Source organism: Actinomadura scrupuli, from assembly GCF_050971785.1.
In the GTDB taxonomy this organism is placed as follows: domain Bacteria; phylum Actinomycetota; class Actinomycetes; order Streptosporangiales; family Streptosporangiaceae; genus Actinomadura_E; species Actinomadura_E scrupuli.
Map to the genome: position 1 here is coordinate 359,065 of NZ_JBPCCU010000010.1, position 13,564 is coordinate 372,628.

14 protein-coding genes and 1 pseudogene are annotated in these 13,564 nt (G+C 70.5%); 9 read left to right on the forward strand and 6 right to left on the reverse strand.

The features are described from left to right. Window positions 1–4: 4 nt before the first annotated feature. Window positions 5–1,780, reverse strand: a complete 1,776-nt coding sequence (locus ACRYCC_RS35950; RefSeq protein ID WP_433818420.1) for an HNH endonuclease signature motif containing protein — start codon at window positions 1,778–1,780, stop codon at window positions 5–7. Window positions 1,781–2,081: 301 nt separating this feature from the next. On the opposite strand from ACRYCC_RS35950, the gene ACRYCC_RS35955 reads away from it, so the two are divergent. From ACRYCC_RS35955 to ACRYCC_RS35965, 3 genes and pseudogenes are all read left to right on the forward strand, one after another. Continuing rightward, window positions 2,082–2,525, forward strand: coding sequence for a nuclear transport factor 2 family protein (locus tag ACRYCC_RS35955; protein ID WP_433818422.1), 444 nt, complete (start codon window positions 2,082–2,084; stop codon window positions 2,523–2,525). A 32-nt stretch (window positions 2,526–2,557) separates the two neighbouring features. Then, window positions 2,558–2,770: pseudogene (locus tag ACRYCC_RS35960) on the forward strand (transposase); the annotation flags it as partial. Window positions 2,771–2,875: 105 nt separating this feature from the next. Next, the gene (locus ACRYCC_RS35965; protein ID WP_433818423.1) at window positions 2,876–3,742 is read left to right on the forward strand and encodes a GNAT family N-acetyltransferase; all 867 of its coding nucleotides are present in this window, start codon (window positions 2,876–2,878) and stop codon (window positions 3,740–3,742) included. A 25-nt stretch (window positions 3,743–3,767) separates the two neighbouring features. Here ACRYCC_RS35965 and ACRYCC_RS35970 read toward each other — a convergent pair whose 3' ends face one another. After that, window positions 3,768–4,403, reverse strand: coding sequence for an MOSC domain-containing protein (locus ACRYCC_RS35970; protein ID WP_433818425.1), 636 nt, complete (start codon window positions 4,401–4,403; stop codon window positions 3,768–3,770). A 90-nt stretch (window positions 4,404–4,493) separates the two neighbouring features. Here ACRYCC_RS35970 and ACRYCC_RS35975 point away from each other — a divergent pair, with 90 nt between their 5' ends. Continuing rightward, entirely contained in the window at window positions 4,494–4,904 is a 411-nt protein-coding gene (locus ACRYCC_RS35975; protein WP_433818427.1) for a DUF4870 domain-containing protein, read from the forward strand. A gap of 3 nt (window positions 4,905–4,907) precedes the next feature. On the opposite strand, the gene ACRYCC_RS35980 is transcribed toward ACRYCC_RS35975, so the two are convergent. After that, complete coding sequence (locus ACRYCC_RS35980; RefSeq protein WP_433818428.1) at window positions 4,908–5,774, reverse strand: Uma2 family endonuclease; 867 nt, start codon at window positions 5,772–5,774, stop codon at window positions 4,908–4,910. Window positions 5,775–5,883: 109 nt separating this feature from the next. Next, a complete protein-coding gene (lepA, locus tag ACRYCC_RS35985) occupies window positions 5,884–7,722 on the reverse strand; it encodes a translation elongation factor 4 (protein WP_433818430.1) in 1,839 nt (612 codons plus the stop codon). Between the two features lie 445 nt (window positions 7,723–8,167). On the opposite strand from lepA, the gene rpsT reads away from it, so the two are divergent. Together rpsT and ACRYCC_RS35995 are read left to right on the forward strand one after the other, a co-directional pair. After that, complete coding sequence (gene rpsT, locus ACRYCC_RS35990; protein WP_433818432.1) at window positions 8,168–8,434, forward strand: 30S ribosomal protein S20; 267 nt, start codon at window positions 8,168–8,170, stop codon at window positions 8,432–8,434. 137 nt (window positions 8,435–8,571) lie between these two features. After that, window positions 8,572–9,111: an RNA 2'-phosphotransferase gene (locus ACRYCC_RS35995; protein WP_433818434.1), complete on the forward strand. Its 540-nt coding sequence runs from the start codon at window positions 8,572–8,574 to the stop codon at window positions 9,109–9,111. On the opposite strand, the gene ACRYCC_RS36000 is transcribed toward ACRYCC_RS35995, so the two are convergent. After that, window positions 9,080–9,598: a hypothetical protein gene (locus ACRYCC_RS36000; RefSeq protein WP_433818436.1), complete on the reverse strand. Its 519-nt coding sequence runs from the start codon at window positions 9,596–9,598 to the stop codon at window positions 9,080–9,082. The genes ACRYCC_RS35995 and ACRYCC_RS36000 overlap by 32 nt on opposite strands. 69 nt (window positions 9,599–9,667) lie before the next feature. On the opposite strand from ACRYCC_RS36000, the gene ACRYCC_RS36005 reads away from it, so the two are divergent. Then, entirely contained in the window at window positions 9,668–10,537 is an 870-nt protein-coding gene (locus ACRYCC_RS36005) for a LysR family transcriptional regulator (protein WP_433818437.1), read from the forward strand. Here ACRYCC_RS36005 and holA read toward each other — a convergent pair. Further along, the gene (gene holA, locus ACRYCC_RS36010) at window positions 10,526–11,482 is read right to left on the reverse strand and encodes a DNA polymerase III subunit delta (RefSeq protein WP_433818439.1); all 957 of its coding nucleotides are present in this window, start codon (window positions 11,480–11,482) and stop codon (window positions 10,526–10,528) included. The genes ACRYCC_RS36005 and holA overlap by 12 nt on opposite strands. Before the next feature lie 101 nt (window positions 11,483–11,583). Between holA and ACRYCC_RS36015 the strand changes: the two genes are divergently transcribed. Both ACRYCC_RS36015 and ACRYCC_RS36020 read left to right on the forward strand, forming a co-directional pair. Continuing rightward, window positions 11,584–12,600: an LLM class flavin-dependent oxidoreductase gene (locus ACRYCC_RS36015; RefSeq protein ID WP_433818441.1), complete on the forward strand. Its 1,017-nt coding sequence runs from the start codon at window positions 11,584–11,586 to the stop codon at window positions 12,598–12,600. 171 nt (window positions 12,601–12,771) lie between these two features. Next, window positions 12,772–13,564: SLBB domain-containing protein (locus ACRYCC_RS36020; protein WP_433818442.1), on the forward strand; the 793-nt coding region annotated here is incomplete at its 3' end.

Genomic DNA, 13,564 nt, shown 5'->3' on the forward strand with positions numbered 1-13,564 from the left:
GAACTCACCGGTCCGGCCATCGGTCCTCGTCACTGATGATGTGCCATTTTCCGGCCGGGGTGATCCAGAGCAGGAGGCCGGGCCAGAGGTGCAGGAGCGTCCAGTCGGGGTTTTGTTTGACGTGATGGTGGGTTCTGCACAGGGGAGCGAGGTTACATCGGCAGGTTGAGCCCCCGAGATGCCATGGGGTGGTGTGGTCGAGGTCGCAGCTGGGGGCGGGCCGGTGACAGGTGGGGAAGACGCAGGTGCCGTGGCGCCGTTCGATGAAGTGCCGCAAGGCGGTGGGAGCCCGGTGGGCGGGGTGACCGTGCCGGCCGGTCACGGTCCGGTCCCGGTCGGAGGGGCCGTGCTCCTGCGAGGTGGGGCCGCGCCGCTCGACGGTGACTCCGCGCCGGTCAGGGGTGGGGCCGCTGGTCCGGCACCAGATGGTGGCCAGGGGTCGGAGTGCGTGGTGCATGGCCCAGGCGGCCTGGGTGATGAGCGTGACCAGTGCGGGGAGTCTCCCGGTCTGACGTGCGTGGTCGCGTACGGCGGTCAGCCGGTGGGCGGCGACGTTGGCGAGGGCCTGCCCGATCAGCCGATCGACTTCGGCGGGCGCGCCGGCCCGCTCGGAGCTCCTCGCTGAGACACCGGCCGGTGCGGCCCGTTGCCTGCTCAGGTGCCCGGGTCCACCTGGTGCTCGATTCGGCGGAGATGCCGTCGGAGGATCACCCCGTCCACTGGCCCGGTGCGGAGGTCTGGCACCGTCCCGCGGCTCGGCCGGGGCGCCACCATGGCCTTCCTGATGGCCCCTCGCCGTGTCTGGACCGGCCTCCTCGCAATCGGCGACGCCCCTGTCCGACCCCGCGACGGCGTCTTGACCGGTGACCACTTCCTGACCGGTGACCACTTCCTGACCGGCGACCCCGTCCTGACCAGTGACCACTTCCTGACCGGCGACCCCGTCCTGACAGGCGGTGAAGAACGGGCGGGCCAGATCCGGCAGCGCATGCCCGTGGAGGAGGGCCGCCGCCAGGTCGGCACGGATCGCACCCATTCCGCGCCCATCCCCGTCCGCTTTCAGGGCCTGCGCGGCGGCGTTGATCCGGTTGTAGCACGCCTGCACCTCCCCCTCCGGAAGAGCTCGCAAGGCGAGATCCGCGGTGCCGTCGGCGTTGTCCCATCGCTCCAGCCGACGCCCCTGCACCGCTCGCTGGCGCTTGGCCTCGAAAGCGCCGGGATCCAGCGCCCGGACCGTCGTGCGCACCAGATCGCGCAACCGGCGAGTGTTCATCTCCGGCGCCCGCCCGATCACCGCCGACTCCACCCGCGCCCTCACCTCACCGGACAGCCCGAACACCCCGTCGGCGATCACCTGGGCCCGTGGCAGATCGATCAGCCCCGCCCGTAACGCCGCCGACGTCAGCGGCAGATCGTCATGCAACTGCTCGGCGATCAGCACCAGCAGGCCCGCCGCGGCCTGGGTCGGCGTCAACGCGAGCGAAACCTCCGCGTCGACGGCCTTCGCCACCTGCGAGGTCCACCTCCCCCGCCCCGCCGAGACCTTGTGCCGGGTGTTCCGGCGGCGTGCCAGCTCCGCCACCAACGACACCTTCATCCACTGCGTCCACGCCTCCTCCTCCTCCTCCTGACGACCCACCGCTGCCAGCGCGTCCACCAGTTCCACATCCGCGATGTGGGATAAATCCGTCTCGATCAGTCGCGCGGCGAGCCGGGGCCCGGGCACCTCCCGCTCCCATTCACCCGCAGAACGAGACCCGTCGAGCGCTGCCACCGTCACGTCGAGCACCCCTCCCCCGGAAGCGTGTTACACGAACAACACTACCTTGTGTTCGAACTCTCGTCGTTATTATGTTCGATAGAAATTAAAAATACGCTTTCCTTGGAGGGAACAGGTTGGACATAATCCCGTCAATAACAAACTTGGGAAAAGTCCCTAGTATCACGTGTTGAAAGTCATTTCACGTTTGCGTGGGCGACAATGGCGTGTGGTTGTGCCGTTTGGTGTTGTGAGAGGGCGGCCGGGCCGGTCGTGCGAGAATGATCACTCGTAGCCAGTGTGTGTTGTCTGGGGAGGTCTTGTGAGTCTGAGCCCGCGCGAGGTGTTTCTCCGGCTTGTTCATGGGGTCGCCGACGGGAAGTTCGGGGAGCTGCCTGACCTTTATGGCGAGGTCACCGATGTCCGGCATCCAATGGCGACGCCGGAGTCCGAGCCGTTGAGGAGCCGGCGTGCGCTCCGGGAGCACTTCACCGTGCCGCCGGAAGCTCGGGAGTCCCTGCCGAAGAGACGGGTCGTCGATGTCGTCGTTCACGAGACCGCCGATGCCGAAGTGATCGTCGCCGAGTTCGCCTACGAGTTCATCTCGCCGGACGGCTCCCCTGCCAAGGTGCCCTGCGTCTTTGTCATGCGGGTCCGAGACGGTCGGATCATCGAGTCACGCGACTACATCGACCCGATCCGTACCCACACCGCCCGCGGGAACCGTGACCGCCTCATCGCGTCGTTGGGTGAGGACGTTCCCTAAGGCCCTAGTGTGTGTGAGCGGGACAATGGCGCGGGAAGGTCAGCGCCGACGCCTGTTACCAGCGGCACACCAACGCCGAGTTCCTGAAATTCCTCAAGCTGGTGGCCAAAGCCCACCCGCGCGTGAAGCTGCACGTCATCGTCGACAACCACGCCACCCACAAGCACCCCGACATCAAGGCGTGGCCGGCCAAGAACCCCCGGATCACGCTGCATTTCACCCCGGCCGGCTGCTCCTGGCTGAACGAAGAACTTCAACCACGCGACCACTATGGCCCTTCCGTCGTCCGGGCAGGAGACCGCCGCCGAAAACCGGGTGCGGGCCGACGCCGGAGGCATGGACCATGGAGTATGAGCTGGAGAATCACGAAGGATCTCGAGGAGTACCTCGCCGAGGCCGGGGACTTCCTGCGCTCCGATCCCGCCGGCAACACCGTGCCGCTCAGCGTGACCGAGACCCTCCGGGCCCAGGGAGCCGATGCCTACGGCAGTTCCGCCGCCGAGTTCGGCTGGTGGCGGACCGGCGACGGCGACGTCGGCGGGGTCTTCCTGCACACCCGCCCCTATCCGCCACTTCTGAGCACCATGCCGGTGCACGCGGCCCAGGAACTCGCCGAGATTCTGGCGGCAGGTGAGGTCTCCCTGCTCGGCGTCAACGCCGACCAGGCCGTGGCGCAGGCGTTCGCACGCGCCTGGGAGAGCCGAACCGGCGCGGTCAGCGAAGTGCGGATGCGCCAGCGGCTCTACCGGCTCGAACGGCTCGAGGCGCCGCACCCGCTTCCGGACGGGACACCGCGCGTGGCCGCGGTGTCCGATCACGGTCTCGTGCTGGCCTGGTTCGAAGCGTTCCACCAGGAGGCGTCCACTCCCGGAGGCGTGAACTCGACGTTGGTCGAAGACAAGATCAGCTACGGCGGCGTCACGCTGTGGGAGGTCGAAGGGGTTCCCGTGTCGCTGGCCGGAAGGACCCGCATCGTCGCGGACATGGTCCGGATCGCTCCCGTCTACACCCCGCCCGCGCACCGATGCCGAGGTTATGGCGCCGCCGTCACGGCGCACGTCACCCAGTCGGCCCTGGACGCAGGCGCCCGCGAGGTCGTGCTCTTCACCGATCTGGCCAATCCCACCAGCAACAGCATCTACCAGCGGCTCGGTTACCGGCCCGTGAGCGATCAGCTCATGCTCGCCTTCCCCGGCCCGCGAGGCGGGAGCGACTGATCCGGCCGCTCAGCCGTGCGGCACGTCAGGTGGTGTCGCGGAGGACGTGGTCGGCCACCGGCTGCCACTTCTCGCCCAGGCCCGGCACCTTGAGCAGCCGCCGCATGAGGTCCCGATCGCCGAGGAAGGCGCGGAAGGACTGGGTGACGGTGACACCGTCGTCGGGCCGGTACTCGATGACGACCGGATCGCCGGCGGCGACCTCGCCCTCCTCCAGGACACGGAAGTAGGCGCCGGTCCGCTCGGCCTCGGTGAAGCGCTTGGCCCAGCCCTTCTCGTTCATCCAATTGCGGAAGACCCCGCAGGGAACCCGCGGTGAGGTGATCTCCAGCAGGGCGCCGCCGGCCCGCCAGCGCTCACCGATCAGCGCGCCGTTGACGTCGAGGCCGGTGACGGTGAGGTTCTCGCCGAAGTTCCCGTTGTGCAGTTCCCGGCCGAGCCGCTCCTGCCACCAGTCGAGGTCCTCACGTGCGTAGGCGTAGACGGCCTGGTCGACACCGCCGTGATGCTCGGGATCGGCCTGCTGGTCGTCGCCGACGCCCAGCGGCCGTACCGGAACCCGTCCGGAGACCGGCCGCTTGTCGATCGCGGTGCGTTTGATCCGCCCGGCCCAGGCTGCCTCCACCGCACGGCCCACGTTGACCGAGAGGATGTGACCCATGCCGGTCACGGTACTCAACTCGCCTGCCGGGCGGCGAACCGATTTCCTGGTCCGTACATCTAAGCAGGACGACATCAGAAAGGAGCTTCCATGGCCTACGGGTATCCCCCGCCAGCCGGCCACCGCCCTCCGCAGACCCTGCAGTTGCCCCCCGGGTACCGTCACGTGGGACCTCCCACCCACGACGACCGGACCTGGGCGCTGAGCGCCTACCTGGGCCAGTTCCTCCTCGCGTTCGTGGCACCGGGGATCGTCTACCTGCTGAAGGCGCGTTCGCCCTTCGTCCGGCGGCACGCCGCCCAGGGGCTCAACTTCGGCCTCACCGCGGCCGCCGTCTGGCTGGTCGGCAGCGTGCTCGCACTGGGCAGCCTCACCCTGCTGTGGTTTCCGGCGCTCTTCTCGCTGCTCAGCCTGGCGTACCTGATCAAGGCGGCCATGGCCGCCAACCAGGGCGCTTGGTACCAGGCGCCGAGGTTCGTGGCCTGGCCGCTGGTGAAGTGACGGCTACTCGCCCTCGACCGCGATCTTGATGATCGTGCGGTCCTTCTCCCGTACGCCGAACCCGGCCATGGGCAGGTGCTTCGGCTCCGCGCCGCCCGGCGCGGTGAGCGCCTCCGCCGACGGCTCGGCGGCCGGCCGGACCGGCGGCACGCCCGACGGCAGGACCCGGAGGGTGCCGGGGCGGCCCGGCTCCTGGTCGAGCAGTACGACCCGGCCGGGGTAGGTGCGCTGCGCGATCTCCACGTCGCGTTCGTCCCAGGTGCCGTAGAAGACCGGGCACCCGTCCTCCAGCTCGGCCTTCTCCGCGCCGGTCGGCCAGCGGGCGCCGAACACGTCCGCGAGGATCTCCTCGTCCGCCGGAGGCAGCCCCGGCACGGGGTTCTCGACCATGTTCCCTCTCCAGTCGGCGGTGAGCTTGCGCGGGAGCCGTCCGAACACCTGGCCCATCGAGAGCTCGAGCTCGAAGGGCTCGGTCACCCCCAGGGACCCGTCCCAGCCGAGCCGGGCACGTTCGGCGTAGCGGCCGCCGGTGAGCTCGAAGACGTACAGCTCGGGGTGCTGACCGCGCAGGCGGACGACCCAGTACGACGGGACGCCGATGCGCGCCCACAGGTCCTTCTTGGCGCCGAGGTCACGGGCCAGCGAGGACTCGGACGTCACCTCGACCACCAGCAGCGGAACGCCCACGACGTACGGCCGGTCGCCGCGGAACTGCTCCCGTCTCGCCACCACCAGATCGGGCCGCAGCCAGGTGTCGCCGGACGGGCGCACGCCGAAGTGCGTCAGCGAGCGGTGTTCCGGCGCTTCGGCCAGCATGATCGGAACGACCAGATCGGAGACCAGGACCTGATGTAGCAGCGTGTGACCCACAACGCTAAGTGTTGCGGCGTATGCGAGTGGTCACCACCGGTTTGCCGAAAGCCGGTTATTTCTCACTCCGGCTCGTGGCCGAAGCCCGGCTTGGCGCGACCGGAGGCCGCTACTTCTTCTTCTCGCCCGACGCACCCGTCGACAACGCCGCCACGAAGGCCTCCTGGGGGACTTCGACGCGGCCGATGGTCTTCATCCGCTTCTTGCCCTCCTTCTGCTTCTCCAGCAGCTTGCGCTTGCGGGAGATGTCTCCGCCGTAGCACTTGGCGAGGACGTCCTTGCGGATGGCGCGGATGTTCTCCCGGGCAATGATCCGGGCGCCGATGGCGGCCTGGATCGGTACCTCGTACTGCTGGCGCGGGATGAGCTCCTTGAGCTTGGAGGTCATCATCAGGCCGTATTCGCGGGCCTTGTCGGCGTGCACGATCTGGCTGAAGGCGTCGACCGACTCGCCCTGCAGCAGGATGTCGACCTTGACCAGGTCGGACTCCTGCTCACCGCTGGGCTCGTAGTCCAGCGAGGCGTAGCCGCGGGTACGCGACTTCAGCTGGTCGAAGAAGTCGAAGATGATCTCCCCGAGGGGCAGGGTGTAGCGGATCTCGACCCGGTCCTCGGACAGGTAGTCCATCCCGAGCAGGACACCGCGCCGGCCCTGGCAGAGCTCCATGATCACACCGATGTGCTCGCTGGGCGAGAGGATCGTGGCCTTGACGATGGGCTCGAAGATCTGAGCGATCTTGCCCTCGGGGAACTCGCTCGGGTTGGTGACGGTGTGCTCCTCGCCGGAGTCCACCAGCACCCGGTAGATGACGTTGGGCGCGGTGGAGATCAGCGAGAGGTTGAACTCGCGCTCCAGCCGTTCCCGGACGATCTCCATGTGCAGCAGGCCGAGGAAGCCGCAGCGGAACCCGAAGCCCAGCGCCAGCGAGGTCTCGGGCTCGTACACCAGGGCGGCGTCGTTGAGCTGCAGCTTGTCGAGGGCGTCGCGCAGCTCGGGGTATTCGTCGCCGTCGAGCGGATACAGCCCGGAGTAGACCATGGGCTTGGGATGCTCGTAGCCGCCGAGCGACTCCTGTGCCGGCTTGGCCGCGCTGGTGACGGTGTCGCCGACCCGCGCCTGCCGTACGTCCTTCACCCCGGTGATCAGGTAGCCGACCTCGCCCACGCCCAGCCCGCCGACCGCCTTGGGCTCCGGTGAGATCACACCGACCTCGAGGGTCTCGTGCGCGGAGCCGGTCGACATCATCAGGCTCTTGTCGCGCCGGGACAGCTGCCCGTCGATGACCCGGACGTAGGTGACGACGCCCCGGTACGTGTCGTACATCGAGTCGAAGATCAGGGCCCGGACCGGCCCGCCGGAATCGCCGACGGGCGCCGGGACCACCTCGACGATCTTGTTGAGCAGGTCGGCCACGCCCTCGCCGGTCTTGCCGGAGACGCGCAGCACCTCGTCGGGCTCGCAGCCGATGATGTTGGCGATCTCCGCCGCGTACTTGTCCGGCTGCGCGGCCGGCAGGTCGATCTTGTTCAGCACCGGGATGATGTGCAGGTCCGCCTCGATCGCCAGGTAGAGGTTGGCGAGCGTCTGGGCCTCGATGCCCTGGGCGGCGTCGACCAGCAGGATCGCGCCCTCACACGCGGCCAGCGACCGGGAGACCTCGTAGGAGAAGTCCACGTGCCCGGGGGTGTCGATCATGTTGAGCACGAAGGCGGTGCCGTCGGGGCCGGTCCACGGCAGCCGTACGGCCTGGCTCTTGATCGTGATGCCGCGCTCGCGCTCGATGTCCATCCGGTCGAGGTACTGCGCGCGCATCGAACGGCCGTCGACCACGCCGGTAAGCTGCAGCATCCGGTCGGCCAGCGTTGACTTGCCGTGGTCGATATGCGCGATGATGCAGAAGTTGCGGATGATCGCGGGGTCGGTCTGGTTAGGTTCGGGCGCGGGCACGCATGTCCTCGGAGATGATGGGGCTCGGCGGGCGGCGGGCGGGTGGAGACGGAGATCTTGCGTCTTCCATCGTCCCATGCCGCACCGCATGGTCTGCGCCAATGCTCGCGTACCTTCCCGTGGACGGCGGGACTCACGCCCCATGTGGCCGGGATATCCGGCTTCTTAAGGTTCGGGTCATGCGCCGCGTCCCGGAACGCCGCCTGGGGCGTGGGGCGAGTCGCGGGCGGTGGCGTCAGTCAGCGGGCGCCGCCGCCCGCCCAGCCCTTGTCAGGGCGGCCCATCAGGGCCTGGCAAGGACGATTTTCTCGCTGGTTTGAGGGTTGGGCCGCCGGGTTGGTAGTCTGACTGACTGCGTGTGGCGCGTGTGTGTCGTGCCGGAGGTTCGCCGCCAGGCGGATCGCGCGCCCCATCCGATCACTTTCTGAACTCCGAGGCTTCCTTCGTGGCGAACATCAAGTCCCAGATCAAGCGCAACAAGCAGAACGAGAAGGCTCGCCTGCGCAACAAGGCGGTCAAGTCCGAGCTGAAGACGGCGATCCGCAAGTTCCGCGAGGCGGCCGAGGGCGGCGACGCGGACGCGACGACCGTCGCGCTGCGCAACGCCACCCGCAAGCTGGACAAGGCCGCCAGCAAGGGCGTCATCCACAAGAACCAGGCGGCGAACCGCAAGTCGGCGATCGCCAAGCAGGCCGCCGCCGTGGCCAAGTAGCACCGCCTTTGCACGACACCGGGCCGCATCCCGCAAGGGACGCGGCCTTGTCGTGTTCCCCCGGCCCCCACGCCCCTCCCCCGTGATCATGCAATCGTTCGTCGATTGATTGCATGATCACGGTGGAGAATGGGGGCGTGGACGAGCGGCGAGTGGTGAAGATCTCCAAATACCTCGCCCGGCATCTGCGGCACCGGCCGGAGCGCATCGGGCTGGTACTCGACGACGAGGGCTGGGCGGACGTCGGCGAGCTGCTCGCCGCCTGCGCCCGGCACGGCTTCGCCCTCACCCGCGCCGAGCTCGATCATGTGGTCTCGGTCAACGACAAGCAGCGGTACGCCTTCGACGCCTCGGGGCTGCGCATCCGGGCCAGCCAGGGTCACACGGTGCCGGTGGATCTCGGCCTTCCGGTCGTGGCACCACCGGAGACCCTCTTCCACGGCACGGTGGAGCGCGCACTGGCCGCGATCCGGCTGGAGGGGCTGCGTCCCATGGACCGCCACGACGTGCATCTGTCCCGCGACGCCGAGACGGCCCGCCGGGTGGGCGCCCGCCGCGGGCGGCCCGTGGTGCTCACCGTGGACGCCGCCGCGATGGCCGCGGACGGTTTCGAGTTCCGGGTGAGCGCCAACGGGGTGTGGCTCGTCAGCGAGGTGCCGGCACGGTATCTGCGGTGATCGCCGCCCCCGCCTCGGCCCAGGTGAGCGTGGGCCGCACCCAGTCCGGCGCGGGCGCCGCCTGAGGTCCGAAGAGGTAGAGGTACGGGACCAGCCCGCGCAGCGCCCGGTGCACGTCGAGCCGGTCGTCGATCATGTGGGTGATCCCGAGCTCCGCGCAGTGCCCCGCCTTCTGTGCCCGTTTCCGGCAGAACCGTACGTTGCCGCGCGGCACACCGGTGCGCCGGTAGAAGTCGTGAAAGTCCAGCCATTCAAGGGTTCGCCCCTGAATGCGCTCACCGCACTTGGAAATGATCCAGACCCGGCCCTCGAACCGCTCGGCCAGCCGGGGCAGCACGTCGAACGTGCCCTCGGTCGCCGGCGAGCGGAGTGCCGCGTCTCTTCCGCCGCTGAGGAAGACGGTGTCCTCCGCCCCGTCCGGGCCGGGTGCGCCCTGGATCACGCGGCCGAAGTCGACGCCGAGACCTGGTCTGCCGATGGTGTTCATGAGGCGAGTCTGACGAATCACGATATAAAGCAGAACTATTAATAACACGGCTGGCTATAGTCCTGGACTATGGATCTGGCGAGGCTCTCCACCGATTCGCTGGCCTCGTTCGCCGTCTTCGCCGATCACCTGAACTTCAGCCGGGCCGCCGAGGAACTGCACATCTCGCAGCCCGCGCTGCACGTCAAGGTGCGCAAGCTCGGCGAGACGCTGGGCCGGCCGCTCTACCGCAGGCAGGGGCGGCGGCTGGCGCTGACCGCCGAGGGCGAGGCGGTGGCCCGGTTCGCCCATGAGCTCGACGCCCGGATGGCGGCGTTCCTGGCCGAGCTGCGAGGTACGGTGCCGGACCGCCCGATGGTGCTGGCCGCCGGCGAGGGGACCTACCTCTACCTGCTCGGCGACGTCATCCGGGACATCCCCGCCCGGCTGCGGCTGATCAACGGCGACCACACCCGGATGCTCACGGCGGTCCGCACGGGCCGGGCGGACCTCGGCATCGGCGTCCTCGACGTACTGCCCGACGACCTCGGCACGGCCCTCCTGGCGTCCTACCCGCAGACGCTGGTGCTGCCCGAGGAGCACCCCCTGGCGGCCCGGTCCAGCCTCACCCTGGCCGACCTCACCGGCACGGCCCTGGTCGTGCCTCCCCCGCACCGGCCGCACCGGATCGCGCTCGAACGCGCGCTGCGGGCGGCGGGGGCCGAGTGGTCGGTCGCGGTCGAGGCCGGTGGGTGGCCGCTGATGCTGCACTTCGTCGCCCTCGGCGTCGGCCTGGCCGTGGTCAACGGCTGCGTACGCCCACCGGCCGGGCTGGTCCAGCGAGAGATCACCGACCTCCCGGCGGTGCCGTACCACGCGGTCCACCTGCCCGGACGTGCGGACGACCCGCCGGTGGCCGGGCTGCTCGATGCGCTCCGGGCCCGGCTGTCAGCGCAGTGAGCGGGCCCGGACGATCTCGGCGACGGCCTTCTCGAGGGCGTACGCGCTGTCGGCGGCACCGCCCTTGACCTGGGCGTCGGTCTCGGCGATCACACCGAGCGCGTGTGCCACTCCCTGGCCGTTCCAGCCGCGCAGCTGCCGCTGGACCCGGTCGATCTTCCACGGCGGCATGCCGAGCTCCTTGGCCAGCCCGGCCCCGCGCAGGCCCCGGGGTGCGCCGCCGACCTTGGCCAGCGACCGCACGCCCTGGGCGAGGGCACTGGCGATGAGCACCGGCGCGACGCCGGTGCCGAGCGCCCAGCGGAGCTGTTCGAGGGCCTCGGCCAGCCGTCCCTCGATCGCGCTGTCGGCCACGTTGAAGCCGCTGACCTCGGCGCGGCCCCGGTAGTAGCGGGCGACCGCCGCGTCATCGATCTTGCCGCCGGTGTCGGCCATCAGCTGGCTGCAGGCGGCGGCCACCTCGCGCAGGTCCGAGCCGACGGCGTCGAGCAGGACCTGGGCGGCGTCGGCGCTGAGGGAACCACCGGCCCGGCGCACCTCGGCCCGGGCGAAGGCGGCCCGCTCGGACGGCTTGATCTTCGGGCAGGCGACCTTGCGCGCCCCCGTCTTGCCCAGGGCGTCCAGCAGCGCCTTGCCCTTGGCCCCGCCCTGGTGGACGACCACCAGGGCGATGTCGTCGGCCGGATTCCTGGCATAGGCGGTGATCTCCGCGACGAGGTCCTTGCCGAGGTCCTGCGCCGACCGCAGCACCAGGACCCGGCCTCCGCCGAAGAGTGACGGCGAGGTGAGCTCGACGAGCTTGCCGAGCTCCAGCGTCGACGGGGTGAGATCCACCACCTCGACCTCGGGGTCACGGGCGCGGACCGCGGCGACGACCTCCCCGACGGCCCGTTCCGCGAGCAGTTCCTCATCCCCGACGACCAGGGTGACGGCTTCCGAAGACACCCCAGCAGCATGCCACGGCGCCGGGGCGCCCGCGCCGCCCAGGCCCGAGGATCGCACGGCGGTCGAGGAATCCCCGCGGCCGATCACCGGTTGAGATGGGAGTGACAGATCTTGATGCGCGCCGCCCCCCGCTCTCCGTGCTGGACGTCGCGCCGGTGAGCAGCGACACCACTCCCGGGGAGGCGCTGCAGGCCAGCACCGAACTCGCCCGGGCCGCCGAGCGCCTGGGCTACCACCGCTACTGGGTGGCGGAGCACCACGGCATGCCGGGCATCGCCAGCTCGGCCCCCGCGGTGCTGATCGCCCACCTCGCCCAGGCCACCAGCACGTTGCGGCTCGGCTCCGGTGGCGTCATGCTGCCCAACCACGCACCCCTGGTGATCGCCGAGCAGTTCGGCATGCTGGAGGCCCTGCATCCCGGCCGGATCGATCTCGGGATCGGCCGGGCACCCGGCACCGACCAGCTGACGGCACACGCGCTGCGCCGGCCCACCTCCGTCGACGACTTCCCCGCCGAGCTCGGCGAGCTCATGGCCTTCCTGGGCGGCTCGTTCCCCGACGACCACCCGTTCCGCCGGGTCCGCTCCGTACCGTCCGGCGAGGGCAGCCCGGCCATCTGGCTGCTCGGCTCCAGCGGGTACAGCGCCCGGCTCGCCGGGATGCTCGGCCTGCCGTTCGCCTTCGCCCACCACTTCAGTGCCCAGCACACGGTGCCGGCGATGGAGCTCTACCGCTCGTCCTTCCAGCCCTCCGCGGTGCTGGACCGGCCGTACGCCATCGTCACGGCGGCGGTGGTCTGCGCCGACACCGACGCCGAGGCCCAGCGGCTGGCCGCGCCCATGGGGCTGTCGGTACTGCGCCTGCGCTCGGGCAACCCCGGCCTGCTGCCCACCCCGGAGGAGGCCCTCGCCTACCCGTACACGCCGCAGGAGCGCCAGGCGATCGAGCTGTTCACCGGGTCGCACGTGGTCGGGGACCCGGACACCGTCCGCGCCGGGCTGAGCGACCTGCTCTCGCGTACCGGTGCCGACGAGCTGATGATCGCCTCCAACATCGGCGATGCCAAGGCCCGCATCCGCTCGTACGAGCTCGTCGCCCAAGCCCAGGGCCTGAGCTGAGCCGCCTCGTTTCCCTTCGCGAGCCTTCCCGAGCCTTGTGAACCTTCGCGAGCCTTCGCGAGCTGAGGCCGTCCCGGGGGCCTTCCAGGCATCTGGCGATCATGGGGCGGGTTATCCACAATTCGCGGGGAGGGTGCCGGACCGGTTCCGGCGTTCCTAGCGTCGGGAGGCATGAGATTCCTTGCTGCGGGCGGGACGGACGCCCCCGCCGGGGAGCGGCTCGCCACCGCGCTGGGCCGGCTCCCGCCGCATCCCCCGGCGGCCTCGCTGCGGTCATCGCCCCGCCACCCTGACGGAGACCACGCCGGCCCGGCGTCCGACCGGGCGGGACCGGACCCCTGGGGAGAGCCGCGAGCGAACGGGCCGGAGCCCTGGGAAACGCAGCAGCCGCACGGGCCGGAGCCCTGGGAAACGCACGAGCCGGACGGGCCGGAGCGCTGGGCAACGTCCCCACCGGGCAGATCGGAGCGCTGGGGCGCGATCCGGCGGCTGCTGGAGAGCGGGCGGGCCGATCCGGGCCTGCCGGGGGCGCGGGCGCTGGCGCTGGCCGGGGTCGGGGCGGCGCTGGTCGCCGGAGGCTACCTCTGGCTTTCCCGGCCGCACCCGGAGGCCGGGTCCGCGCCCGTCTCCGCTCCGGTGCCGGCGGGAGCGGCCTCGCTCGCCGTCCCGGCCGCCGCCCGCGGCCCCGGTCCCGTGCCGGGCACCGCGGGCGCCTCCCCGCCGGTCGTCGTGCACGTCGCCGGGCGGGTCCGCAGGCCGGGCGTGGTGACCCTGTCGGCCGGCGCGCGGGTGACCGATGCGATCACGGCCGCCGGCGGGGTACGGCCCGGCGCGGGCACGGGGCCGCTCAATCTGGCCCGCAAGGTCGTCGACGGGGAGCAGATCCTGGTCGGGGTCCCGGGCACGCCGGCCGCCCAGGCCGGCGTGCCCGGCCCGGGAGGGCCCCAGCCGGGCGGCGGCGCAC

Excerpts from the sequence above, each read along its gene's own strand:
- ACRYCC_RS35965 (WP_433818423.1), top strand. The coding sequence starts at position 2,876 with ATGAGCTGGAGAATCACGAAGGATCTCGAGGAGTACCTCGCCGAGGCC.
- ACRYCC_RS35970 (WP_433818425.1), bottom strand. The coding sequence starts at position 4,403 with ATGGGTCACATCCTCTCGGTCAACGTGGGCCGTGCGGTGGAGGCAGCC.
- ACRYCC_RS35975 (WP_433818427.1), top strand. The coding sequence starts at position 4,494 with ATGGCCTACGGGTATCCCCCGCCAGCCGGCCACCGCCCTCCGCAGACC.
- ACRYCC_RS36000 (WP_433818436.1), bottom strand. The coding sequence starts at position 9,598 with ATGAACACCATCGGCAGACCAGGTCTCGGCGTCGACTTCGGCCGCGTG.
- ACRYCC_RS36005 (WP_433818437.1), top strand. The coding sequence starts at position 9,668 with ATGGATCTGGCGAGGCTCTCCACCGATTCGCTGGCCTCGTTCGCCGTC.